This window comes from Caulobacter sp. CCNWLW153 (assembly GCF_036889365.1).
In the GTDB taxonomy this organism is placed as follows: domain Bacteria; phylum Pseudomonadota; class Alphaproteobacteria; order Caulobacterales; family Caulobacteraceae; genus Caulobacter; species Caulobacter radicis.
Window position 1 is genome coordinate 537,667 of the sequence record NZ_JBAKFV010000001.1, and the last position, 24,312, is coordinate 561,978.

Annotated in this window: 19 protein-coding genes; all 19 read left to right on the top strand. The window is 69.5% G+C overall.

Annotated elements, in window-relative coordinates:
* The gene (locus V6S85_RS02410; protein WP_334347907.1) at positions 1 to 1,698 is read left to right on the top strand and encodes a phage portal protein; all 1,698 of its coding nucleotides are present in this window, start codon (positions 1 to 3) and stop codon (positions 1,696 to 1,698) included.
* A gap of 10 nt (positions 1,699 to 1,708) precedes the next feature.
* Positions 1,709 to 3,949 carry a phage major capsid protein gene (locus V6S85_RS02415; RefSeq protein WP_334347908.1) on the top strand — a complete coding sequence of 747 codons (2,241 nt, stop codon included), beginning with the start codon at positions 1,709 to 1,711 and terminating at the stop codon, positions 3,947 to 3,949.
* Positions 3,950 to 4,055: 106 nt separating this feature from the next.
* A complete protein-coding gene (locus tag V6S85_RS02420) occupies positions 4,056 to 4,550 on the top strand; it encodes a DUF2190 family protein (RefSeq protein ID WP_334347909.1) in 495 nt (164 codons plus the stop codon).
* Positions 4,551 to 4,573: 23 nt separating this feature from the next.
* Entirely contained in the window at positions 4,574 to 4,903 is a 330-nt protein-coding gene (locus tag V6S85_RS02425) for a head-tail joining protein (protein WP_334347910.1), read from the top strand.
* 3 nt (positions 4,904 to 4,906) lie between these two features.
* A complete protein-coding gene (locus V6S85_RS02430) occupies positions 4,907 to 5,377 on the top strand; it encodes a hypothetical protein (protein ID WP_334347911.1) in 471 nt (156 codons plus the stop codon).
* Between the two features lie 17 nt (positions 5,378 to 5,394).
* Positions 5,395 to 5,607: a hypothetical protein gene (locus tag V6S85_RS02435; RefSeq protein ID WP_334347913.1), complete on the top strand. Its 213-nt coding sequence runs from the start codon at positions 5,395 to 5,397 to the stop codon at positions 5,605 to 5,607.
* A gap of 54 nt (positions 5,608 to 5,661) precedes the next feature.
* Entirely contained in the window at positions 5,662 to 6,618 is a 957-nt protein-coding gene (locus V6S85_RS02440) for a phage tail tube protein (protein ID WP_334347914.1), read from the top strand.
* Positions 6,618 to 7,196: a hypothetical protein gene (locus tag V6S85_RS02445; protein ID WP_334347915.1), complete on the top strand. Its 579-nt coding sequence runs from the start codon at positions 6,618 to 6,620 to the stop codon at positions 7,194 to 7,196. The genes V6S85_RS02440 and V6S85_RS02445 overlap by 1 nt, the downstream gene beginning before the upstream one ends.
* A 110-nt stretch (positions 7,197 to 7,306) precedes the next feature.
* Positions 7,307 to 7,450: a hypothetical protein gene (locus V6S85_RS02450; protein WP_334347916.1), complete on the top strand. Its 144-nt coding sequence runs from the start codon at positions 7,307 to 7,309 to the stop codon at positions 7,448 to 7,450.
* Complete coding sequence (locus tag V6S85_RS02455; RefSeq protein WP_334347917.1) at positions 7,447 to 8,085, top strand: hypothetical protein; 639 nt, start codon at positions 7,447 to 7,449, stop codon at positions 8,083 to 8,085. Before V6S85_RS02450 ends, V6S85_RS02455 begins: the two co-directional genes overlap by 4 nt.
* 75 nt (positions 8,086 to 8,160) lie before the next feature.
* On the top strand, positions 8,161 to 12,705 hold the full coding sequence (locus tag V6S85_RS02460; protein WP_334347918.1) for a tape measure protein: 4,545 nt from the start codon (positions 8,161 to 8,163) through the stop codon (positions 12,703 to 12,705).
* 2 nt (positions 12,706 to 12,707) lie between these two features.
* Positions 12,708 to 13,589, top strand: a complete 882-nt coding sequence (locus V6S85_RS02465; protein ID WP_334347919.1) for a hypothetical protein — start codon at positions 12,708 to 12,710, stop codon at positions 13,587 to 13,589.
* Position 13,590: 1 nt separating this feature from the next.
* Positions 13,591 to 14,067, top strand: coding sequence for a hypothetical protein (locus V6S85_RS02470; protein ID WP_334347920.1), 477 nt, complete (start codon positions 13,591 to 13,593; stop codon positions 14,065 to 14,067).
* Complete coding sequence (locus V6S85_RS02475; RefSeq protein WP_334347921.1) at positions 14,064 to 14,465, top strand: hypothetical protein; 402 nt, start codon at positions 14,064 to 14,066, stop codon at positions 14,463 to 14,465. The genes V6S85_RS02470 and V6S85_RS02475 overlap by 4 nt, the downstream gene beginning before the upstream one ends.
* A complete protein-coding gene (gene gpJ / locus V6S85_RS02480) occupies positions 14,455 to 18,339 on the top strand; it encodes a TipJ family phage tail tip protein (protein ID WP_334347922.1) in 3,885 nt (1,294 codons plus the stop codon). Before V6S85_RS02475 ends, gpJ begins: the two co-directional genes overlap by 11 nt.
* Entirely contained in the window at positions 18,336 to 18,743 is a 408-nt protein-coding gene (locus tag V6S85_RS02485; RefSeq protein ID WP_334347923.1) for a hypothetical protein, read from the top strand. Before gpJ ends, V6S85_RS02485 begins: the two co-directional genes overlap by 4 nt.
* Positions 18,743 to 19,312: a hypothetical protein gene (locus tag V6S85_RS02490; protein WP_334347924.1), complete on the top strand. Its 570-nt coding sequence runs from the start codon at positions 18,743 to 18,745 to the stop codon at positions 19,310 to 19,312. The genes V6S85_RS02485 and V6S85_RS02490 overlap by 1 nt, the downstream gene beginning before the upstream one ends.
* On the top strand, positions 19,312 to 21,609 hold the full coding sequence (locus V6S85_RS02495) for a hypothetical protein (RefSeq protein WP_334347925.1): 2,298 nt from the start codon (positions 19,312 to 19,314) through the stop codon (positions 21,607 to 21,609). The genes V6S85_RS02490 and V6S85_RS02495 overlap by 1 nt, the downstream gene beginning before the upstream one ends.
* A gap of 38 nt (positions 21,610 to 21,647) precedes the next feature.
* On the top strand, positions 21,648 to 24,218 hold the full coding sequence (locus tag V6S85_RS02500; RefSeq protein ID WP_334347926.1) for a hypothetical protein: 2,571 nt from the start codon (positions 21,648 to 21,650) through the stop codon (positions 24,216 to 24,218).
* The last annotated feature ends 94 nt before the right edge of the window (positions 24,219 to 24,312 follow it).

Here is a 24,312-nt window from a genome sequence, read left to right on the forward strand (position 1 = left end):
ATGGCCTTCGCTCTCTCGCGTTTGGTTGACGGCGTCATCGAGCCTTTCGCCCCCCAGACCGCCCTTCGACGTCGCCAGGCGCGCGCTGCTCTTGCCGTCCAGCGCCAGTTCGACGAACAGCAGTCGGGACGCCGTCGCTACCAGGCGGCTCGTCGCGAGCGCCTGAGCAGCGACTGGGTTGGGAACGGCGCCAGCGGCAACGCCAATCTGGCCTACGATCTTTCCTGGCTTCGCAAGCGCTCGCGCCAAATGGAGCGCGACAACCCCGAGATCGCCTCGGCGGTGCGCAATCTGGTTGTCGACCTTTCCGGCGTCGACGTCCGCGCCGAGCATGACAACCCGCGGGTTTCCCGTAAGGCGCAGAAGGCCTGGAAGGCATATCGCAAGCTCCTGGGCCTCACGGTCCTGGAGAAGGTGATCTTGCGAGAGCTGATCATCGGCGGGGAAGCGATCGTGCTGCTGCGGCCGCGCGACAAGCTGCCCAACCAGCGGATCCAGGTTCTGCCCGGCGAGCAGCTCGACGCGAGCAAGACGGAAATTCTCGGCAACGGCAACCGCGTCGTCATGGGCGTGGAGTTCGACGCCGAAGGCGATCGGGTCGCCTACTGGATCTACCCGGAGCACCCTGGCGACATTCTGCCGGGCCAGCAGTGGACCTCCAAGCGCGTCGATGCGCGCCACGTGCTGCATATCTTCGAGCAACTGTGGCCCGACCAGGCACGCGGCGTGCCGTGGTTCTACGCCAGCATGTTGACCGACGATGAGATCGATCAACTGCGTCAGGCCCTGCGGGTCAAACGACGGATCGAAGCCTGCCTGACAGTGCACGTAACACCGGGCGAAGCTGGTCGCGAGGGTGACCAGTTGGGCCAGGATGGCAACGACGGCAGCGGTCGTCGCATCGAGAAAATCGCGCCTGGCATGATGGTCTATGGCCAGGCGGGCGACAAAGTCGACGTGATCAACCCTTCGTCATCGGGGGGCGCAGACACCTTCCTTCGCTCGGAGATGATGCGCTCGTCCGCTGGCAAGGGCGTGCCCTTCCACATGACCAGCGGCGATGTATCCGGTGCCAACTACACGGCGATCCGTGCGGATATCGTGCCTTACCGGGCGCGGCTGGACGATTGGATCTGGACGGTCACGGGCCCGAGCCTGTTCGAGCCGTTGTTCGCCATCTGCATGGAGCTTGAGGCGATGGCTGGTGGCGATAGGCGCCTGCGGGAGGCCACGGGGGAGATCGCTATTCCTCCGCGCGAGTGGGTCGACCCGCTCAAGGACATCGCGGCGCTGGAAGCCCTGATGCGCTTGCTGCCCGGGCAACTTCCCGAGGTTATGGCCCAGCGCGGCCAGGACTGGCGCGAGGGCATGGCCAAGCAAGCTGAAGTCAACGCTGAGGCTGATCGCCTGGAGGTGGTCTACCAGGGTGACGCGCGCGTGCTGAACGGGAGCGGCGGGCTCCAGGGTTCCTCCAAGGACGCGGCCTCGACGGTCGGCGCTGATCAGAACGATCCTGATGGCGGCGACATGGGCGCCCAGTCCCTGGCTGGCTTCGCGACCCAGGCCGTGCGGGCCCACGCCATGGGAGACACCGTGGCTATGGCCGCGCTGGTCGCCGAGGTGACGCGGTCTATGGCGCGTCGCGATCCGATGGCGGCCACGAGAATGGCCGTGCTGACGGCGCTCACGGACAACTAAGAGGTTTCCCATGAAAGCCAAGATCCTGGCTGGCGCCGCGCTTGCGGCGCTGGCGCTGATGACGCGCGAGCAAGACGACGGCGAGACCGTCATGCGAGGTCAGCCGCCGCCGGCGCGAGGCGAGCGCTACGCCGCTTTCACTGGCCAGTCCTACGATCCGGCGACCCGCACTTGCGAAGTCACCATGGCCACCGGCTACGTGGTTCGTCGTAGCTGGTACAGCGAGCAGCTGCAGATCGACACCGAGGCCGTGGACCTTACGCGCGTTGCGCTGAACCAGGTTCGGTTCCTCTTCAATCACCGCAGCGACCAGCCGATTGGCACCGTCGAGATCGCCGAGATCCGTAACGGCATGGTCGTTGGCCGCGTCCGGTTCGCCGAAACGCCCGAAGGCGACAAGTACGCCGGGATGGTTGAGCGCGGCGAGCTGACCGGCGTCAGCGTCGGCTACAACGTCCACCAGTGGACGCGGATCAGCACCGACGACGCTTCGATCGACGAATGGCGGGCCACGCGCTGGGAGCTGCTGGAGCTCTCCCTGGTGCCTGTGCCGGCCGACCCCCAAGCTGGCGTTCGCGCCGCTGAACCGGCGGCAACGCCGCCTTCTCACCCCCTGGCCGGCGTTGTCGCCGGTCTATCGCAAGAGGAAGATGACATGCGTCGTCACCTGACCGTCGCGGTCTCCGCGGCTCTGGCCGAGCACACCCGCTCGGCGCCCGCTGGCCAGACGCCGGCCGTCCCGGTTTTGGTGGCCGCCGTGACTGGCGCCATCGAAGCCCACGCCCGCGCCAACCCGGCCATCACCCACGAGCCGCTGACCGACGGCGAAGTCGAGCGCGCCGTGCGAGAAGCCCTGGCCGCTCGTGCGGCCGAAACGACCGCCAGCCAGCAGCGCGATCTGGTCGCCGCGGCCGTGAGCGCCGCCCTCGCCGCGCGCGGGGCGGCTCCGGCCGCCCCGATCTCGGGTGGTGAAGGCGGCGAGCAGCGTCAGGCGCTGGAGACCACTACGGCGCTGACGCCGGCTCAGGTGCTGGAGCTGCGCGCCGCCGGTCTCCGCAGCGGTCTGGCGGAAGCTGCTATCGACGAGCTTCTGGCCGCGCCGGGCCAGACCCGGGCCAGCGCCAGCGAGCGGATCCTGGAGCTGGCGGCCGACACGCAGCGCGGCGCCGTCGCCCCCATCCCGGCCGGCGGCGCGGCTCGCACGGGCGTCGAGGCCGCCGAGCAACAGCGCGAGTCGATGATCGAGGCCATCGCTTCGCGGATGGCCGGCTCGGCTCCCAGCGAGCGCGCCCGGCAGTTCATGGGCTATCGCCTGCTCGACCTCTTCGCCCTGCGCGCCGGCATCAATAGCCGCGATCCGAACTTCATCTACGATCAGCTGGCCCGTGCGGCCATGAACACCACCAGCGACTTCCCGTTGCTGCTGGAAGCGGCCGCCAACAAGAACCTGCTGGCCGCCTACAACGTCATGGTCCCGACCTATCGGGCCTGGATGCTGAAGAAGGCCTTCAACGACTTCAAGGCGCAGAAATTCCTGCGCATCGGCGACTTCCCCGACCTGCTGCCGCTGGGCGAGGGCGGCGAGATCAAGGCCGGCAGCTGGAACGAAGGCCGCGAGACTGCCTCGCTGCAGACCCTGGGTCGCCTGGTCAGCATGACCCGGCAGATGATCGTGAACGACGATCTGGGCGCTTTCGGCGACTTCGCCGCCGGCGCGGCTCGCGCCGCCATCCGGGTCGAGAACGCCATGGCCTACGACCTGCTGCTGTCGAACCCGAGGCTGGCCGACGGCAATCCGGTGTTCCATGACGAGCACGCCAACCTGCTGCCGACCGCCGGGATCGACAGCGACAGCCTTTCGGAGTCGCGCAAGGCCGGACGCAAGCAGAAGAACATCGACAAGAAGCCGCTGAACGTCGACCTGCCGATCATCCTCTGCGGCGCCGATCTGGAGACCGACGCTGAAAAGGCCATCACCTCGGTGCTGGCCACCGTGACGGGCGACGTCAACGTGTTCGCCGGCAAGCGCCGCGTGGTCACCGACGCGGCCATCGAGAACGAGGATTGGTACAACTTCGCCGATCCGGCGACGGGGGAAGCCAACTTCATCTACGGCTATCTCGGCGACAAGACCGCGCCGGAGGTGCGCCAGGACAAGCCGTTCAACTACGACGGCGTGGCTTTCGGCGTGATCCATGACTTCGCGGTCGGCGTGATCGACTACCGCTTCGGCACCAAGACCCCGGGCTAAGAAGCCCCCCCTAAACCCCGCTAGCCTGCGAAGGCCGCCTACGGTTCGTCCGGGGCGGCCTTCGCCGTTTTGAGGGCCACGCACGGCCCGAACAAGGAACACCACCATGGCCAAGAACCATGTGCAGAAGGGGTCGGTGCTCGACCTCATCGCCCCGGCCGGCGGCGTCGTCTCCGGCCTGGGCTACAGGATTGGCGGCTTCTTCGTCATCGCCCTGGTCACCGCTGCCGAGGGCGACACCTTCGCTGGAGCCATCGACGAGGTCTGGACGCTGCCGGCCGCCGTCCACGCGTCGAACCAGGCCATCGGCCTGGGCGACCCCGTCTTCTGGGACGCCGCCAACCACTGCGCCACCTCGACGCCGACGGGCAACCAGCTGATCGGCGCGGCCACCAAGGTGAAGGTCTCGACGGACGACGAGGTCACGCTGCGCCTCTGGCCGCTGGGTGTGGCCCCGTCGGCCGCGATCCCCGACGTGGCGACCACGGCACCGACCAACAGCACGCCCTATGGGTTCAGCCAGGCCCAGGCCACGGCGCTGATCGCCAGCCAGAATGCGATCCTGGCCGCCCTGCGCGCCCACGGCATCGTCACCGCCTAAGTCGATCAATCGGAGTGGATGCGATGGGGCTCGACGACATGATGCTCGACGCGACCTATCGCGCCCATGGCCGTCCGGCGTCCTACGTGGGGCCGGACGGCGTCCGCATCGACGATATCCTGTTCTGCTGGCACCAGCCGCTGCAGGACATCGACAGGGCCGGGCTGGAGGTGGCCGGTTTCCGGCTGGCGGAGCATGGCCGGATGATCCTGGTTCGCGCCAGCGAGGTCGAGCGTCCCGAAAGCGGCGGCGCCTTCATCCTGGAGAGCGGCGCGGAGTGGTCGGTGGCCGACGCCATCGAGCACGATGCCGAGGGCCTAGAGTGGCGCTGCCGCGTCTCGCCGCGAGGGTAGGGCATGGCCAACCAGAACGACGCCGTCCACGACGCGCTCGAGGCGCTGCTGAACGGTCTTTTCACCGACGCCGCCGGCATCGTCCGAAACCCCGATCGCTACGTCGAGCCACGGCGCAAGCAGGACACGGCCGACGGCCTGGCCGCCTATGTCGCCCTCGAGGACGATAGCGACCCCGATGTGCTGGGAACTGTCATCGGGGACGGCGACACGACCTTTGACCTGGCCTGCACGCCCAACGTGGTGCTGTGCTTCTCGGGCGGGAAGCGCGACGACCGGCTCAAGGCCGCCCGGGCCTACCGCGACGTGCTTTCTGACGCCCTGAAGGCCGATCGCTTTCTGGGCGGCGCGGCGGCTTACGCCGAGATCGACAACCAGATGCCCGCCGAAGCCGGCAGCGCCGACGCCTGGATGGCCGGCGGGCTGATGCTGGGCATCCGCATCCTTTTCACCGGCGCCACCAAGGCCGGCTAACCCCGAGGATCAAGCCCATGACCAAGAAGCCCGAACCGGCGGCCCAGGCCGCCGGCGAGACCGCGCGCGCCGCCGAACCGGTGCGCAAGGCGTACCTGCGCACCCGGCACGACGACGCCTGGGGCCCGGAGGGCGGCTTTTCCGACCTGACCGAAGAGGAACTGGCGGGCGCGCCCGAAGGCCTCTTCGTCCTCGCCACGAGCGACCAGCTGCAGCGCCGCCGCCGCTGATCGTCCCCTTTTCCGTTCAACGCCGCCGTCGCGGCCTAATCCCTGGAGCCATCAATGCTCGGCCTTGAAACCATCGTCTCCGTCGGCAAGCAGGCGACCTTCGCCGACCCGACCACCCTGGCGCGCCAGTCGCTGCAGCTCTACTCGATCAGCGGCGGCCAGACCGAAGCCGACACCGACGACGAGATCCTGGGCGGCGGCCTGCAGAACAGCAGCGACCCCGTGGCGCCGGCCCCGGGCCTCGACGACCACAAGATCACCGTCAAGGGTCCGCTCTGCATCAACCAGTTCGCCTGGTGGAACGCCGCCTTCTTCGGCGACGAGACCCCGTCGGGCTCGGCGTCGGACTACACCCACCTTTGGAAGACGGGCCAGGCGTTGCCGATCATCTTCCTGGAGCACCAGGTGAAGTCGGGTCTGCTGCGGCGCCACCATGGCCTGGTCGGCGAGTCGGTGACGGTCGACCTGGACACCGAGCGCGAAGGCTTCGGCCAGTTCGAGATGACCTTCGTGGGCCTGAAGGAAACGCGCGCCAACGAGCCGCTTACCGGCGCCGTCACCGCCGCGCCCGCGCTGCTGCGCCCGGCGCAGAAGCTGATCAACATCCTCTACAACGCCGTGGCCGGCGGCGATCTGATGGGCGGCAAGTTCACGTACACCCGCAAGCTGAAGCGCCTGCGCAGCGCCGACGGCACGGGCCTTCCCTATGCGGTGGTGCTGGACGGCATCAGCACCCTGACCGGCTCGGTGCGCACGCGCTTCGAGAACGACAACTTCGTCGACGACGCCGTCGCCAAGACCGAGCGCGCCCTGTCGCTGCAGCTGATGAACTCGGCCACGCGCGGCATCAAGTGGGACCTGCCGCATCAGCGGCTGTCGCGCCAGCCGCTGTCGGTCGACGGCCCTGGCGGCCTGGAGCTGTCGTTCGACTTCCGCGCCTGGCAGACGACCGCCGACGCGGCCATGACCAGCCGCGTGCTCAACGGCTCGGCTACCGCGGCGTTCGGCTGATGACCGATTTCCTCAGCCAGCCGGCCAAGTATCGAGCGCGCGAGCCTGGCCGGCTCGAGATCGCGGTGCTTCAGGACGGCGATCCGCCGCTCGCCGTCGAGTTCGAGGCGCCGTCGGACGGCGTCACGCCCGCCAAGGCCGAGGCCAAGGCGGGCGAGGCCCTGCACCACATCCGCGCCTCGCGCCAGGGCCTGGCGCGCTACGGCTACGCGACAGGCCTGCAGGCCGAGGATCTGCCGGGCCTGACCCGCCTGGCCCTGGCGGTGGAGTCGGCGATCCTGTCGTGGAAGCGCTGGAACTACGCCGTCCAGGAAGCTGACGGCGAGTTTCGGATCCAGCCCCTGACCGCCGAGAATATCGGCCAGGTGCTGGCCGACCCGGACATCCGGGCGGCCTGGATGGCGCACTGGGCCAACGCCACGGGGCTGGAGCGCGACGAGGGAAACGGATCCGCCGCCTCGCTGAACACGAGTTCGGAGGAGGCGGCGCCGCTTGCGGAGGGTGCGTCGAGCTCGACACTCCCTGTTCCCGAGGCCTTCCCGGACGGGGCGGCCGATACTGCCCCCGCGTCGAGCTGAGCCCGCTCACGGCGGAGGGAAAGATCGCCTCGGACCTGGGCGGACGCCCTGGTCTGTGGCTGAGGGCCGGCCAGACCGGCGAAATCGTCGGACTGAACTGGGAGGCGGCCATGGCCCTGGCCCCTCCCAGCGCCAACACGGCGCGGCTAGAGGCGGCGCTGGCCAGCTGGGAGAGCGGAATGCTCGCCGGGGCGGTCAAGGCCGCCAAGGACCGGGCCACGCTCGAGCAGCACCGCAAGGACAACCCCCTTTGATCCGCCAGCGGCTGGAGGGGGACGACCTTGCGGCCTACCTGAAGGGGCTGCGCGAGGACACGGCGGCGGCCAATACGGCCGCTCCGCGCCGAACGGCCTTCCGGGCGGCGCGGGAACTGCGCGCGCTGATCAAGAAGCGGTTCTCGACCAACGGCCGGGTCTATGCCGCGCCAGGCTGGGCCAAGGCCATTCGCGTCGACAAGATGAGCGACCGCGAGTTCCACGTCGCCGACAAGGCCACGTACACGCGCGGTCGGACGATGCGGGTGGGCCTGGCCTGGGTGTTCGACAACGCCCCGGTGATCTCGGGCAAGAAGGGCTGGACGGCGGTGCCGATCCAGGGCGCGGCGCCGATCCATCGGACGGGTCGCCGCTACATGTGGCCCAGCGAGGCGGACAAGGCCGGCTACCAGCTGGAGATCGCCAACGTCATGGGCAAGCGGTTCAAGGTGATCTTCGGACGCCTGAACCGGTTCGATCCGTGGCGGGCCATGTGGCTGTGGATCCCGCCTTACCGGGCCAAGAAGGCGCTGGACCTCAACAGCCTGCACGCGCGGCACGCCGCGCAGATCGACGCCCTCTGGGGCGATGAACTGGACGCCCGCACCTCCAAGCGGGCCCGCAAGAAGCTCTAGCCCTCTCAACTTCACAGCACCGCGCGCCCCCGCCTTGCCGGGGCGCTCGATGCTGCTTGGCAGCAGGACAACTTCATGACGACGCGCGAAGCGCGCCTGGCGTTCTCGACCCCCGGGGCCGAGGCGGCGGAGTCGCGCATCATCCGTATCGAGGACGCCCAGCGCCGCCTTCAGCAGCGCACGGCGGCCATGCCGGCGGTCCTGCGCCAGCAGAGCATCGCCACGGACGTGCTCTCGTCGGTGTCGCAGTCGGCGTCGGCCAAGATCACGTCGCTGACCAACAGCATCGGCCCGCTGGGCGCGGGCCTTGGCGCCATCAGCCGCGCCGCCGCGCCGGCCGCCCAGGGTATCTGGCGGGTGGCTGCGGCCCAGGAGCGCCTGGGCCTGATGCAGCGGATGGTCAACACGACGATGCTGGCCGGCGTGGGTGTCGCGGCCACCGGCGGCATCGCGCTGGCGGCCTATGCCGACGACATCATCCGGGCCGGCGACAGCTATGCCTCGCTGCACGCCCGGATCGTCACCTTCTCGGAGGGGCAGGCCAAGGCCGCCCAGAACGAGCGCGCCATCTACGCCGCCGCCAAGGACGCCCGGACCAGCGTCGCGGACCTGACCACCCTCTATACGCGCCTGGCCCCGGCGGTGAAGGACTACGGCCGCAGCCAGGAAGACGCCCTGGTCATCACCCAGCTGACCAGCAAGGCGCTGGCCATCCAGGGCGCCGACGTGCGCGAGCAGGCGGCCGCCACCGTGCAGTTTAGCCAGGCGATCGCGTCTGGCGTGCTGCGCGGCGACGAACTGCGCAGCCTCATGGAAAGCTCGCCCCAGCTGCTGCGCTACATCGCGCAGAACCTGGAGATCAATGGCAAGACCGGCATCGCCTTCAGCCAGCTGCGCAAGCTGGGCGAGGAAGGCTCGCTGGCCACCGACAAGATCATCGCGGCCCTGCTGAAGGCGCAGCCGGCGATCGAGCGCGACTTCATCAACGCGCCGAAGACCGCCCAGCAGGGTTGGATCGTCCTGAAGGACGAGATCACCCGCACGATCGGCCAGATCAGCATCGCCACTGGGGCCCAGCAGGGCCTGGTGAAGTGGCTGGGGGACCTGACGAACAAAGCCGACCAGTTCCGGCAGAAGATGCTGCTGGATCCCGACGCCTTCGACCCGTTGCAGCAGACGGCCTCGTTCCTTGGCGACGCCATCGGCACGATCGGGGACCTGGGCGCCCAGGCGGTCAAGCACTTCGACCTGATCGTGGCGGGCGGCCAGGCGATCCTGGCGCTGAAACTGGGCTCGGTGCTGGCCGAATGGTTCGCCGCGGCCGCCAGGGGCGCCCAGGCCGCCGTGGCCGACGTGCAGAAGTTCCGCGCCGAGGCGGCGCTGCAGGTGGCCGCCAAGCAGAACCCAGCCGCCGTCCAGGCCGCCCAGGCCCTGCGCGCGGCCGCCACGGCCCAGGACTTCAACGCCGTCGACAAGCGCAGCGCCGCCGACCTGGCCGCCGCTCGCGCGGCTGCGGTGCGGTCGGCCGCCGAAAAGGCCGTCGCCGACGCCACCCGGGTGCGACTGGCCGCCACCCAGGCCGGCGCGCGGGCCGAGGAAGCCCTGGCTTCGGTGGAGCGCCAGACAGGCCGCGAGGTCGCAGCCGCCCAGCGCCTGCGAGGCGAGGCCGCCCAGATCCGCGCCGCGCTCGAGGAAGACGCCGCTCGCCGGTCGGCCGCCGCCGCCAAGTCGCGTGACGCCGCCGCCGCGTCCTCGGGCCTGTCCTCGGCCGGCATCGGCACGGCCGGGACCTATTATGCGCGGCTCGCCCAGGGCGACGCCAAGCAGGCCATGCTGTTCACCGACGAGCAGCGCCGCCAGCAGCTGGCGCGCCTAGCTGAAATCGAGGTGGCCGAGGCCCGCGCCGCAGCCACCGTGCAGGCGGCCGAGCAGCGCAAGGCGGCGGTGATCACGGCCGCCGAGACCGAGATCGCCCAGGCCCGCAACCTGTCGGTCGCCGCGCAGGCCCGGGAGGCCGAGGCCACGGCGCTGGTGACGGCCGCCGAGCGCGCCGAAGCTCAGTCGAAGACCGCGACGACGGCCGCCACGAACGCGTCGGCGGCGGCGGCGACCCGGCACGCGGCGGCCAAGGAAGCCGAAGCCCTGGCCACCGCCAACGTCACTCGCTCGAACCTGGCCATGAACGCGGCGATGCGGGCCGGCCTTGGTCTCTACAACCTGCTGGGCGGCGCGATCGGCATCGCGACGATCGCCATCGCCGGCCTGATCTATGCGGTGATCGAGGCCGAGAAGGCCGAGCGGGCCCGCTACGAGGCCATGCGCTCTTCGGTGGACATCACCGACCGGCTGAAGGCGTCGACCGACGCCATGGCCGCAGCGACCTGGGCGGAAATCCCCGGGATCATGGCCAAGACCAAGGCGCTGCGGGATCAGGCGGCGGCCCAAGAGGCCGTGCTGGCAAAGCAGTTGCAGGGCAAGCAGGCCCGGTACGCCGAGATCCAGGGCCAACTGAAGGACCCGGCCTACGCGTCAGCGGCGCAGGGGCTCGTCTTCGAGCTGGCCGGTCTTGAGAAAGAGATCAAGGCCCTCGGCGGGATCATCGGCGGGGCCAACCAGCGGGAAGCCGCCCGTAATCAGCAAGCCTTCATGGAGCGTATCCAGGCCGCCGCCGCGGAGAAGGGCGATGCGCAGGCCCAACTTGCGCGTGGGACGGACGGCGCGGGCCGGAAGCTGGACGAGGCCGCCCGAGACCGCCTGACGGCTCGCGTCGGCGCCTTGGACAAGTACCTGGTGGGCGTCGTCGACAAGCTCGACGCTGATATCGCGATCATCGACAAGCGCATCGCCGCCGCCAACAAGCCGCGTCCGCGCGGCCAGTCGGCGACCGAAGCGGAGAAGGCGGGGCTGGGCGCCCTGCGCGCCAATCTCGGCACGGCCCGCGACGCGGCCTCGGCCGGTGCTCTCGCCGGCAGTTCGACGGGGAATTTCACCCCAACCCCGCCCAAGCAGCCAAAGGTCGCCGTACCCGGCGGCGTCTCGGCGGCCTACGGCGACCTGCTGAAATCCGGCTTCCTGCGTCTGGACGGCGGCCAGGCCTTCAGCGCCAAGGACGGCTCGGTCTTCAAGGACGGCAAAGAGCTTTTCGCCCGTTCCGAGGACGAGGCGACGGCGCTGGCCAAGTACGTCCGGATCGTCGAGAGCCTGAACGACGCCACCGACGCGCAGATCAAGAAGAAGTCGGAAGAGCTAGGCGTTTCAACGCGTTCGCGCGAAGAGTTGAAGCAAGCCGCCGGCGCCGTTCTGGCGCGTGAACTGGCCACCAGCCGCGCCGCCCAGGCCGACGACAAGTGGGCCGACATCAAGGCGGAGATGGACGGCCAGACCCGGTCGGAGATCAAGGCCCAGCGCGAACTGAACGACCTGCGCGAAGACGGCGCCACGATCACGGACGAGGCGGCCGCCGCGTACCTGGCCTATGTGGCGGCCCGCGAGAAGCGCGAGAAGCTGCAGCGCGGTCTGCAGTCGGCCGGCGGCTTCGTGCAGCAGCGGTTCGATCTGGCGATGGCCGGCACGGTCACGCCGACCGACAGCCGCGGCGTTGTGGACGAGCAGCGCGCCGTCGAGCAGTTGATGAACGCCCGCCAGGCGGTGATCCTGGACAAGGAGCGGGTGATCAACGACGCCATCGCCCGCCTGCGGCGCGAAGGCGAGGTCGACGACACCAACGAGGCCCAGCGTCGCGCCGACATGAAGGCGGCCTACGAGGTCGCCGTCGAGATCCAGACGCAGGACCGCCTGCTGGAGATCCGACGCCAGCGGCTTCAGGAAAGCACCGAGGCACAGCGCCGCCAGGCCGAAGAGTCGGCCGAAATGATCGGGGGCGCGATCAAGGACGCGATCTTCGGCGGCGACGGTCGGGACATCGGCAAGCAGCTGGTCAACGACATCCTGTCTGCGGCCTATGACGAGCTTCTGGGCAACCCGATCAAGGACCTGATCAAGACCGCCCTGGACGACATCTTCAAGACGCGCAGCGGCGGTGGTGGGCTTTGGTCCACGCTGGTGAACACCGGGCTCGGCTTCTTCGGCAAGGGGAACCTGGACAAGACGGTGGCCACGTCGATCGCAGCCAATCCGAACCTGTTCGCGGATGGCAGGATCCCAGGTTACCGCGACGGCCGCATGAGCCTGCGCAACGGCTACGTTCTGCGTGGTCGCGGCGGACCTCGGGGCGACGAGAACCTGGCCTGGCTAAGCGACGGCGAGGGGGTAATCAACGCCCGGTCCACGGCCAAGTACGGCGACCTGCTGCACCTGATCAACACCGACCGCCTGGATCAGCGACTCTACGACAACCTGATCTCGCGCCATGCCGACGGCTACGTGCCGCGCGGCATGGGCGCCTTGCCCATGCCAGCCAGCGCCAGGGTGCGCGAAGGCGACGTGATCCTGAACGACTACAGCGGCGAAGGCCTGCGGGCCACCAAGCGCCGCGACGACAAGGGCAACACCCACATCGACCTGCGGCCGGCCTTCCGCGCCGGCGTCCGCGACGCCGCGCGCTCGGGCGACGTGCGCCGCGGCCTGAACGAAGAACCGCCCCCGAAGAGGAGAGGCTGACCATGGCCGGTAACGACCTGACCAACGCCAGCGGCCTGGACGGCCCCACCGGCTGGACCGGGATCAACGGCGCGGTGGCGATCGACGAGTCTGTGCGCGGAGCCCCCGGTCGGGCCGTCATCTGGGCCGGCCGCACCGCCACGGGCGCCGGCCAGACGGTGGGCGCCTACAGCGGCTCGGTGGCCGTGGCCGCCGGCGCCTTGGTCGAGGTGGCCGGGATGTATGGCGCATCGTCGAACGTCGCCGAGCTGGCCCTAGCCATCTATTCCGGCGCCACGCTGGTCAGCCGCACGATCATCCCGCGTAGCCGGGACGGGGCGGGCGGTTGCCGCTTCGGCGCGTCGGAGCGCCTGCACGCGGCCTACAGCCTGATGGTGGCCCCGGCCGCCGGCCAGGCGAGGCTCGAGGTGGTGGGAACGGCCGGCGGCGCGGGCGCGCTGGAGGCGTGGCTGACCAAGCCCTACCTCGACGGCGCCTGGGAGCCGCGCCCGTCCTATGTCTGGGATCCTGGCGCGCATCTGAACGCCGACCTGTCGGGTCTGCGCCGCTGGCCCCCGTCCATGCCTCCGATCCTGCTGGACGGCTACAGCCCCGACGTCACCCCGCTGCGAGGCGGCGTGAAAGGAGACAGCGGCCGCACGTTCACCCGGCGGCTGGCGGAGGATTCGGCCGAGCGGTTGGAAGCCCAGTTGCGCCTGGACATGGAGCAGCTGACCGAGCTGAAGGCCTTCGCCAAGGAGAGCGAGGCGCGGTTCCTGTTCGTCAAGCCCGACACCCAGGAGCTGTGCAAGGCCATGTTCGTCGACGGCGGCGACCCGGTCGGCAAGCCGAACGGCGTGGGCGGCTACCTGACCAGCTTCGTTCTCGAGATGGAGATCCTCTGACATGGCCAGCGTGGCCTATCTCAGGGAGGTCTATGCGCGGGGCGCCAAGCCCGGCGCCGTGCTCTTGATCCTGGACGATCCGTCGCTGGACGAGCCGATCCGCCTGACCAACTGGAGCAAGGCGCTGACCCGTAGCGAGGACGGGGTGGTGCAGACCTATCACCCCGCCGCATTCAAGGTGGCGTGGAAGGGCGGCGGCGTGGGCGAAGCCAGCCGACAGGCTCAGCTGCAGGTCGGCGCCACGGGCGAGATCGTGACCATGATCCGCGCCATCGAGAACACCCAGCCCTCGTGCCGCATCGAGCGGGTGCGGGTGGCTGCGCCCGACATCGCTGAACGGTCGATCCGCGGCGCCCACGTCGCCGAAGCCGAGGTGGCGGGCGGCATGGTCAAGGTGACGCTGGGCGGGCGGGACCTGTCCGAGCCGGCTTGCTCGGCCCGCTACACCGACAGCCGGGTTCCTGGCCTCTACAAATGACGCCCCTGCAGCGGGCCGCCGACTACCTGTCGGTGCCCTATGTCCGCCACGGCCACTCGCTGGAGGGCTGGGACTGCTTGGGCTGCCTGAAGGTCGCCGGCCAGATCCTGTTCGCCAAGGACTTCCCCTATGGCGCGGACTTCTACGCCCCCACCGACGGCGACGATCCCGAGCGCAAGCACGCGCTGTTCGCCGCTCAGCTGCCACGCTGGCGGGAGACGACCGCCGGCCCGGGCAGGGCGGTGCTCTTCAGCCGCTGCGGCCTCTTCTACCACGTTGGGCTGATGCTCGACGCCCGATGGTTCCTGCACGCCGAAACCCCGGCCGCAGGGACGCAGATCACCAGGCTCGCCGGCATCTGGCTCCGGCGCCAACCGAGGTTCATGGATGCGTTCTGATCGTTGCGACACGGCGCTGGCGCTGTGCATCGCCCGCGACCCCACGCCTGAAGGCCAGCGCACCGAGGAGGTGCAGGCCGGCGCGGCCATCGGCGACCTGATCGTCCACGCGATCAACATCGGCGCGCTGGACGAGGACGAGGAGACGCTGGACCTCGTGCGGGTCTACGTCGACGGCGAGGCCATCCCGTTCGCGACGCCGGAAGAGCGCCTAGCCGCCCTGGACTACGTGCCGGCGGCCGGGTCGATCGTGAACCTGCAGCTGGAGCCGGCCGGCGGGTCGAACAACTCGGCGCGCACCTTCCTGACGGTGCTGCTGACGGCGGTGGCCATCGTCTCGTCGTTCACGGTGGGCCCGTTCACCGCGGCCATGTGGCAGCTGGCGGCGGCGGTGGTGCCGCGCGTGCTGTTCCCGATCCGCAAGCCCGACACCCTGCCAAGCGCCAACGACAACGGCGCGATGAACAGCCAGAGCAACCAGATCCGCCGGCGGGGCATGATGCCGCTGCGGTTCGGGGCTGGGCGCGACGCCTTCGACGTGGCGGCCAACGCCTACACCGAGGTGGTCAACGGCCAGGTGTGGCTGGTGGTGATCTTCGGCCTGCACTACGGCCCGTGCTCGCTGTCGGACGTGAAGATCGGCGAGACGCTGCTGTCGGACTACGGCGCGGGCGACGTTCAGATCCAGACCTTCCTGACGCCCGGCCCGCGCGACTTCACCTTCTACGCCAACAGCGTGTTCCAGGAGAACCTGTCGGACGAGCTGGAGATCGGCGGCGACTGGGAAACCCACACCACGGCCGCCGTCTGCGACCGCATCGAGATCGACTACACCTGGCCGTCGGGCCTGCGCTTCAACAAGGCCAGCGGCTCGATCGTCCAGCAGGAAGTGCGGGTCCAGATCGAATGGGCGCCGGTCGGCACCGAGGAATGGCAGGCCGCGCCGCTGGAGGGCGGGCCGTACTACAACCGCTTCGGCGGCGTGCTGCCCACCGGCACGGTCGACGTGATCGCCCGAACCCAGGATCCGGTGCGCCGCACCTTCGCCTGGACGAAGGACGACGACAGCCAGATCAAGTTCCGCACCCGGGCCTGGGATCCCGACGGCGACGATGCCGAGAAGGCGGTGCAGACCACCTATCTGTCGGCCATCCGCTCGGTGGTGTTCGAAAAGCCGGTCGCCGACGAGAACCTGTCGTGCATGGCGATGCGCATCAAGTCGTCCGACGACCTGGGCGGCACGCTGCCGACGGTGACGGGCATCGTCACGCCGCACGCCCCAAAGTGGACCGGCACCGCCTGGCTGGACGACATCAGCCAGTGGGAGGCGAGCGACAACGGCATCGCCCATGCCCGAATGATGCTGATGGGGCCGGCGGCGGCCAAGCCGTACACGGCCGAGGAACTGTCGGATCCGTCGTGGGAAGACCAGTACGAGCTGGTCGAGGCCATGAACTGGAAGGGCCACTACACCCTCAACCGGGACGTCACCCAGGAAGACGCCCTGAAGGTGCTGGGGTCGATCGGGCGGTGGTCGGCCTACGACCCGGGCGACGGCATGATCATCGTGCCCAACTGGGAAAAGCCGGTCAGCGGTAGCCTGTTCACGGGCGAGAACGCCAAGGACTACAGCTACACCCGATCGTTCCCGGACGAATGTCACGGCGTCATCGTCGAGTTCCCCAACTTCGACGTGGGCGGCGAGGACGACGAGGTCTTCGTGCCGGCCGACGGCTACAGCCGCACCGGCGGCCTGGTCGACGGCGTGATGACCAAGAAGGCCACGTTGGTCGAGTCGTTCTCGCTCGACTACCAGGTGACCAAGGCTCGCGCCTTCAAGGAAGGGCGCGTGTGGCTGGCCGCGCGCAAGCTGCAGGTCGAGGTCCACAAGTTCACGGCCGGGCCCGACGCGGTGGCCAATGTCGGCTATGGCCATCGGATCCGGGTGCGCCACCCCGAGGCCCTGTACGGCGCCGGGGAGGGGCGGGTGCTGTTCCGGCACATGGCCGGGGCGCTGGTGTCGGGCGTTCGCCTGAACGTCCCCGTCACCATGGAGGCGGGCAAGGCCTATGGCATGGACGTGCGGCGCGCCGACGGGGTGATCCCGGGAATGCCGGTGCTGAACGTGCCGGGCAAGTCGCGCGACGTGATGTTCCCGGCCGCGCTGTCGCCCGAGCTGGCGCCGGAGGCCGAAGACCTGATCGCCTTTGGCGAACTGGGTGCGATTACCGAAGACCTGGAGATCGTCGACTTCGAGCCCCAGGAGGACGACACCTTCCAGATCACGGCGCGCCGGTATCTGGCCGAGCAGCTGGAGGGCTCGGAGACCGGGCCGATCCCCGACCTGGGGACCAAGCTTTCGATCGTTCCCAAGGCGCCGCGCCCGCGCCTGCTGGGCGTAACCCAGGCGACCCCGGAAGGGGTGAAGGTGGCCTTCGACGTCGACGCCGTGCGCGGCGGCCTGGTCGAAAGCTTCCCGGTGCGCTGGCGCCGCCATGCCGAGCCGGAGAACCAGTGGACGGCGCTGACGCCGCTGCCCAGCACCCAGCGCATGGCCGTCACGCCGGCGATCACCGAGGCCACCGCCGTCAACGGCGACGAGGACAGCAGCTACAAGGTCGACGTCGAGATCCGGTGCAAGCTGCGCTCGGGCGACGTCTCGGATGCGCTGATCATCGAGGGGATCCAGATCGGCCGGGCGGTGTTTCCGCCCGACGACTTCTTGGCCGCCGGCGTCAAGCGCATCGCCGATGACGGCTCGTCGTATCCGGTGCTGGCGGTCACCTGCAGCGCGGTGACGGCGGGCCTGGTCACCGAGCTGGTGGTGCAGGTCAAGCCGGAAGGGGCGGGCGATGACGCCTATGTCTCGGCCGGCCAGGCGCTGCCGGCGTCGAACCCGACCGGAGACATGACGGGCGTGAGGGGCGGGGCCGTCTACGTGCCGCGCGCGGCCTGGCGGACCTATGACGGCTGGCTGTCGGACTGGGTCGAGCACCCGCCGGTCGCCATCCCGGCGAACTCGCTCGTCGCGTCCGACACGGTCAAGGCCGGCGGCCGCCCGGTCGAGGACATCCTGGACGACCTGAGCCAGACGCTGATCAACCAAGCGGCTACCGACACGCGCACTGCGGTGTGGAAGTCGCAGACCGACGAGGTGCAGGGCTCCCAGGGCACGTCTATCGAGCAGCTGGCGGCGCAGACCGCGCAGAACACCGCCTACATCACCTTCATGCGGCAGGTCGACGCCGCGACTGGCGCGGCCAAGTGGGTGCTGGCCACGAACGTCAACAACCATATCGCCGGCATCGTGCAGACCAACGACGGCACGCTGGGCGAGATTTACTTCGCTGAGGACATCTTCGGGATCGTCGGCACAGACCCGAACAACCCCAAGAAGGTGTTCTACGTGAACACCGTCACCAACAAGGTGGCGTTCCGGGCCGACGTCGAGATCGACGGCAACCTGCACGTGGCCGGCACGGTGCAGACCGCCGCGGCAGCAGACAATGCCTGGACCGCCATGCAGGTCTCGTCGGCGTCGTCGACGACCTACGGTTCCAACTCCGAGGTCGGCCATTCGACCCACATTCTGACCCTGGAGGACGACGCCGACGTCCTGTTCCTGGCGCAGATCAACTTCCAGGACGGCGGCGGCAATTCGGAGAGCTATCACAGCTCGGCGACGCGGATTTACCTGAACGGCGAGCTGCTGGACCAGAACTCGCAGGGCAAGAACAACGCGGTCACCGCGCTTCCCGTGCTGACCTCCCGTCGGCTGCCGGCGGGCACGCACACCGTCCAGCTCCGGTCTATGTGCAAGCCGGACGACTACTACACCAGCCGCACCCTCGTGACCTTCCGGGCCTACCGATGATCGTCATCCTTTTCGACCGGCAGACACGCCGGATCACGGAATGCCGCGTGCTGCCCGAAGCCGACGCCATGCGCCTTGAACAGCCCTGGCGCGAGGTGTTCGAGGACCGCCCGGATTGGGACGTCACCCACGAGATGGATGAAAACGACGATCCGGTTCCGCGCGACCCGGCCGTCATCCAGGCCGAGAAGGTGCGCCCGGCCATGTCGCGCCTGCGTGTCGGCCGAGACGCGCTTCTGCGCGAGCAGGTGGATCCGCTGGTCATGAACCCCCTGCGGTGGTCGGCGCTGTGGCCCGACCAGCAAAGCCAGGTCGTGGCTTACCGCCAGGCGCTGCTGGATTGGCCGGCGGCCGAGACAGATCCGCTCAATCCCACCCCGCCGACGAAGCCGGAGTTTCTGTGATGGTCGATATCCCCGCCGACTTCCCGGCGATGGTCACGGCCCTGAACCAGGCCGTGGCCGACTGGCGCACCTCGGTGACCCAGTTTCGGACGCTGATGACCGGTTCGGCCACGGGCGGGCCCGGCGGCGACGGCTACTACCCGGTGACGCTGGACGACGGCAGCACGGTGAACATGCCGTGCCTGGCGCGCATCAACGCCGAGACCCAGGTGGGCCAGGCCATCTGCATGGCGGTGGTGGGCGACTACGAGGTGCTGTCCTACGGGGCGAGCCAGGCGTTCGCCCGGTCGCACGTGGCGTTCGACCTGCTGGCCGTGCGCGCCAGCCTGTCGGCGGCCAGCACCGCCGGCCAGGTGGTGATCGACATCCGCAAGAACGGCGTGTCGATCCTGTCGACCAAGATCACGATCCTTCCGGGTTTCCGGTCCAGCCTGCAGGGCGGGGCGACACAGCCCGTCATCATCGACACCGCCATCGCCGTCGACGACGAGCTGACGGTCGACGTGCTGACCGAGGGCACCGCCGCCAAGGGCCTGAAGGTCATGGCCGTAGGCGTGAACGCCCTCTGATGCTGACGGTCAACGCCAAACGCGCGGGGCCGCGCGCGGTCCTGGACTGCGCCGGCGGCGTCTTCTCGCGCGGTGACCGATCGTTCGCGTCGCTGATGGCGGTGCGGGGCCTGCAGCTGCAGAGCAGCGGCGGCGTGGCCCTGACTCCGCGCGGGCGCCTCGTGCCGTTCGCGGACGGCGCGCCCAAGCTGGTGGCGGGCGAGGGCCTGGCGCTGGAACCGGCGGCGCGGAACAAGTGCACCGCCATGGGCGCAGCGCCGGTCAACGCCAGCGGCTGGACCAAGTCGACCACGGCGCCGTCGACCGTCACTATCACGGTGGTGGACGACACGGCCGCGCTCTATGCGGCCCAGGATCCGGTGTCGGGGGAATACATCTTCCGGGGCCTGATGGACGCCGGCCTGATGAACGGCAAGGTCTATCGGTTCTACAACCCCACCTCCGAGCCCTGGTACGTCAGCGTGCCCGGCACGGCGAGCGCCACCGGCCCCCACTCGATCGCGGCCTATGTGCGCTGCATTAGCGGCCAGGGTGATATCCGGGTGTTCAGCGTGGCGACGGCCGAGGCCTTCAGCGGCACGCACTGGCGCCGCACCGTCAGGTCGAACCTGAACATCACAACGGGCGCCTCACGCCTGACCGTGGCGGCCTACGCCAACTCCGAAGTCTACGTGATCCTGCCCGACTTCCAGGACGTGCCGGTCATCACCAGCCCGATCATCACGGCAGGCGCGGCGGTGACGCGATCGGCCGATGCGCTGCGCCTGGGATTCGCCGACGCGCTGACGCCGCCCTTCACGGCGCTGATGGACGTGCACATCGACCGGGCCGACGCGGCCGTGCGCCGGATGCTGACCGTGGCCGGAGACGGCGGCGCCGAGGTGGCGATCACCCGGACGGCGAACAACGCCCTGACCACGGTTCAGACCAACGGGGCTCTATCGCCCTTCATCCCCCGATGCTTCGGACCGGGCTCGGTGCGCATGGCCCTGCGGGTGCGCCGGCGCGGCCGGACCCTCGGCTTTGGCCAGGCCCTGGCCCACGACCCGTTTCCGCTGCCCGTGGAGCGCATGAAGTCGATCTGGGTGGGGCAGAGCGCGGGCGGCGCTGAAAAGAGCGCCCTGTGGCTTCGCAGCCTGCGAATCCTGGGCGATCTCGACGACGACCAGCTGCGGGCCCGCACGCTGCCCGCGCCCGACGGCGTGGCGCTGGACATCTTCCGGTACATCGACCCGGCCGGGAACGATGCCAACGACGGCAAGACGCCGGCGACGGCCTGGGCCAGCCTGGCGAAGGGCGCGGACAGCACGGTCCCTGGCGGTGGTCACGTGCTGCTGAAGCGCGGCGGCGTGTGGGCCGGCGGCTTGCTGGTCAAGTCGAATTGCACCTACAGCGCCTATGGCGCGGGCGCGAAGCCGAAGTTCGGGGCGGGCGCCGAGTTCGCGGTCGACGAGAACAGCGCCTCGGCCGTGCGCGTCGAGGGCCTGCACATGGATGGCGCGACCAAGATGGGCGTCAACCTGTTCGGAGGGACGACGACTTACCAGTTCGGCGGCTGGCAGATCGTCGACAACGAGATCAGCCACATCGGCGTGGCGGCGGGCCCAGACTACCAGGGCATTTCGATCCGCTACACGCGTAACGTCTATCTGGCCCGCAACTACATCCACAACGTCTACGGCGACTGCGTCTGGAACCAGAGCGTTCGCGGCCTGGTCCTCGAAGAGGACGGGCACTACGACACGCCGTTGGGCAGCGCGGCGGACTGCTGGCAGGCCTCGACGTGCGAGGCGGTGGTCATCCGCCGGCCGGTCATGAACATGCGCACCCAGGCAACCGACAGCGGCAAGGGCGCGCTCGTCGTACAGGCCACCAGCCTGGTCCTCGAGGACTTCGACATCCGAGGCCTGAACTTCGGCGTCGGCCTCAACTGCAGCAAGGCCCAGGTGCGCCGGGGCGTCATCCGCAACGGCGACCAGCAGAGCTACAGCTGGGGGATCGGGATCACGGAGTCGGCCAACGTGCGCGACCACCTGTGGGAAGACATCCTGATCGAGGACTGCAACCGCGGCGTGGCCCTGTCGGGCATCGGCGGCGGCGCCGGGATCGGCCCCACGCGCATCGACGTCCTGGCCCGCCGGATCCACGTCCGCCGGTGCGGCGTCGGCCTGCGCATCGACCGCCCGACCAGCGGCGACTTTACCGGCGTCACCTTCGAAGACTGCCCCATCGAAGAGCAGCGGGTGGCCGGCCTGATCGTGCCGACCGGTGGTTGGTACACCACGCTCAAGACCTGACGCGGCCCCGTCGGGCCGCTTCCTCCCTGGAGAATTGAATGTCTGCTGTAAGGATCACGGCGCCGCTGGCGGCCGTGCGAACCGGCGCGCGCTGGGAGCAGGATTTCGTGTTCCTGCTGCAGGACCTGACCCCGCGCCAGGACCTGGCCGGGAAGACCCCGCGCCTGGCGCTGAAGCCGGTGGACCCGCGCCGGCGCGACGAGAGCTTCACCCTGGACGGTGCGGCGGTGGTGCTGTGGCCGGAGGAAGGCCGCATCGGGATCCGCTGCGGCACGACCCAGACGGCCGCATTCGCCGTCGGCCAGTTCGGGTTCGAGGTGCAACTGGTCGACGGGGCCGGCGAGGTCGACGTGCTGGCCGAGGGGCGGGTGCTGCTGAAGCGGGCCATGTCGCTGGTGCCGGACGTCTCGCCGCTGGTCGACACGCTGGGCAAGGCCGGGACCGTCGTCGTCATCGCCGAGACCGGCCAGTTCGAGATTTCGGGCGTGGGACCGAAGGGCGATCGCGGCGCCAGGATCCTGGGAGGCGAGGGCGCGCCGGCGGCCGACTTCGGCGCCGTGGATGACTGCTACCTCGATCGGGCCGGCGTGGTGCTCTACGGCCCGAAGACGGACGAGGGGTGGAGCGAGGGCCTGCCGCTGGTCGGGCCGCCCGGCCCCGACAAGGCCCAGGACATCAGCTATGACCCTGTGGCCAGCGGACTGCCGGCCACCACGGCCCAGGAGGCCTTGGATGCGCTGAAGGCCGAGCATGACGCCCTGGTCGCCAGCCTGCCGGTGCTCGGCGCGGTGCGCCTGACGAACCTGCTCTACGTCTACACGGCGGCCGCCGACACCTTCATCTCCGACGTCCTGGACGTGATGGATGGCGGCGTGCCGCGCGTCTATCCCAACGACGGCCGGTTCAAGATCACCGGCAACGCGATCGACGGGTATCGGCTGCTGAAGGGCCCGAGCGCCACCAGCGTAGGCGCGCAGTCGGTGACGGTGCGGGTGTCGAACCCGGCCGCCCGCAATGGCCCGCACCATGACACGGTGTTCGCGCTGCAGGCGATGGCCGCCGATCGCTACATGGTCGGCCTGACCAGGATCCGGCCCAACTCGGGCAACAACCTCGTCGCGGCCGCCGGCACCGAGCGCAAGATGAGCGTGTTCGTCTACGGCGCGCCCCAGTTCATGACGAACCGCTATCGCTTCCACTTCTCGGGCTTCGCGTCGACCGAAGGCGGCAACTCGCCCCAGGAAACGGTGCTGCCGGGCAACGACACCGTCATCCACGGCGTCTGGGCGATTATCGGCGCGGCCATCGTCAACGGCGCGGTGCTGGGCGGGGTGCGGTATCGACTGACGTTCGGCGGCGCCAACGGCGTCACGATCGCCAGCGGCGCCAACGGACCGTGGACCGACGAGGCCAACTTCCTGTCAAACGTCCCCAAGGAAGGGCATGTCGCCGTCGTCACCGAGTATTCGACGGCGGCCGGTCAGAACCAGATCCCCAACGCCAGGATCCAGAAGCACCGCGGCGAGCGCATCTGGGGCGCGGCCGCCGGCGTCAGTCTCGAGGCGATGCTGGACAACCTGGCCGCCCCCAGCACGGCGGCGCTGGACACCACCTATGGCCTAGTCACCCAGCCCCAGTTCTACGGGCCAGACAACGCTGCGTTCAAGGGATGGGAGGGCAAGCCCGTCGCCTTGGTCATGGCCGACAGCATCGGCGAGAGCCGCCAGGAATACAGCGGCTCGGCCGACGCGCGCGGCAACCTCGGCGTCCTGCGCCGCTGGTTGGACGCGGACGATGCGACCCACCATCGAACCCCGCACTACATGATCGGGATGCCGGGGGCGGGCTCGCAGCGCGAGCTGACGACGAACGCGCTGAAGCGCTGGGACAACCTGGACCAGCTGACCACCTGGAACGGCGGCCTGCCGCCCTTCACCGTGGTCCTGGACCAACTGGCGCAGAACGACCTGAACGCGACGTTCGCCAACATGCTGGCCAACCACAAGGGCGCCGTCACCCGGGTCAAGGCGCGGTATCCGGGCGTGAAGGTGGTGGCCTGGGGCGTGCTGCCCCGCTCGACCTCGACCGACTATTACGCCACCCGCGCCAACCAGACGCGGGCTTCCGGCAACGAGTGGGCGACGCCCACCGACACCTGGGGCAACGGCTTCAAGTGGCAGCTGGAGGCGGCGCGCGAGGCCCTGCTGGACGGGGAGCTGTCGGCCTACATCTCGACGAAGCCCGCCTGGTACGACGCCAGCTACCCGGGCGCCTGGGCGCCGGCGACGGTCACCAGCCTGGCCCAGCCGGCGGGGACTGACGGAGTGGCCACGTACAGCCAGGTCGTGCTGACCCAGATGCCCTACGTTTCCGACGTGGTGCGCTGGGGCGGGGCGTTCGCCGGCGTCGGCATCGTCACCGACGTGGCGGCCAACCCGGGCGGCGGCTGGCTGGCCACCCTGGACCGCAACACCAACACCGTCGTCGCGGCCGCCGGCTCGGCCGTGCTGATCCCGCCGACCAACGACGGCGTGCACCCACAGCCGACCGAGGTGGTGCGGGAAGTCTCCGCTATCCCGCAGTCGGAAAAGGCCAAGCTGGCGGCCTGACCCCAATTCGGGCCCGGCCATGGCGCCGGGCCCGTCTTGCTGAGCGGCGCAGCCTGTATCGCCGCGCTCATTCCACAATCGAAAAGGGGGCCTC

Coding starts and splice junctions, on each gene's coding strand:
- V6S85_RS02410 (WP_334347907.1), top strand. CDS start 1: ATGGCCTTCGCTCTCTCGCGTTTGGTTGACGGCGTCATCGAGCCTTTC.
- V6S85_RS02415 (WP_334347908.1), top strand. CDS start 1,709: ATGAAAGCCAAGATCCTGGCTGGCGCCGCGCTTGCGGCGCTGGCGCTG.
- V6S85_RS02420 (WP_334347909.1), top strand. CDS start 4,056: ATGGCCAAGAACCATGTGCAGAAGGGGTCGGTGCTCGACCTCATCGCC.
- V6S85_RS02425 (WP_334347910.1), top strand. CDS start 4,574: ATGGGGCTCGACGACATGATGCTCGACGCGACCTATCGCGCCCATGGC.
- V6S85_RS02430 (WP_334347911.1), top strand. CDS start 4,907: ATGGCCAACCAGAACGACGCCGTCCACGACGCGCTCGAGGCGCTGCTG.
- V6S85_RS02435 (WP_334347913.1), top strand. CDS start 5,395: ATGACCAAGAAGCCCGAACCGGCGGCCCAGGCCGCCGGCGAGACCGCG.
- V6S85_RS02440 (WP_334347914.1), top strand. CDS start 5,662: ATGCTCGGCCTTGAAACCATCGTCTCCGTCGGCAAGCAGGCGACCTTC.
- V6S85_RS02445 (WP_334347915.1), top strand. CDS start 6,618: ATGACCGATTTCCTCAGCCAGCCGGCCAAGTATCGAGCGCGCGAGCCT.
- V6S85_RS02450 (WP_334347916.1), top strand. CDS start 7,307: ATGGCCCTGGCCCCTCCCAGCGCCAACACGGCGCGGCTAGAGGCGGCG.
- V6S85_RS02460 (WP_334347918.1), top strand. CDS start 8,161: ATGACGACGCGCGAAGCGCGCCTGGCGTTCTCGACCCCCGGGGCCGAG.
- V6S85_RS02465 (WP_334347919.1), top strand. CDS start 12,708: ATGGCCGGTAACGACCTGACCAACGCCAGCGGCCTGGACGGCCCCACC.
- V6S85_RS02470 (WP_334347920.1), top strand. CDS start 13,591: ATGGCCAGCGTGGCCTATCTCAGGGAGGTCTATGCGCGGGGCGCCAAG.
- V6S85_RS02475 (WP_334347921.1), top strand. CDS start 14,064: ATGACGCCCCTGCAGCGGGCCGCCGACTACCTGTCGGTGCCCTATGTC.
- gpJ (WP_334347922.1), top strand. CDS start 14,455: ATGCGTTCTGATCGTTGCGACACGGCGCTGGCGCTGTGCATCGCCCGC.
- V6S85_RS02485 (WP_334347923.1), top strand. CDS start 18,336: ATGATCGTCATCCTTTTCGACCGGCAGACACGCCGGATCACGGAATGC.
- V6S85_RS02490 (WP_334347924.1), top strand. CDS start 18,743: ATGGTCGATATCCCCGCCGACTTCCCGGCGATGGTCACGGCCCTGAAC.
- V6S85_RS02495 (WP_334347925.1), top strand. CDS start 19,312: ATGCTGACGGTCAACGCCAAACGCGCGGGGCCGCGCGCGGTCCTGGAC.
- V6S85_RS02500 (WP_334347926.1), top strand. CDS start 21,648: ATGTCTGCTGTAAGGATCACGGCGCCGCTGGCGGCCGTGCGAACCGGC.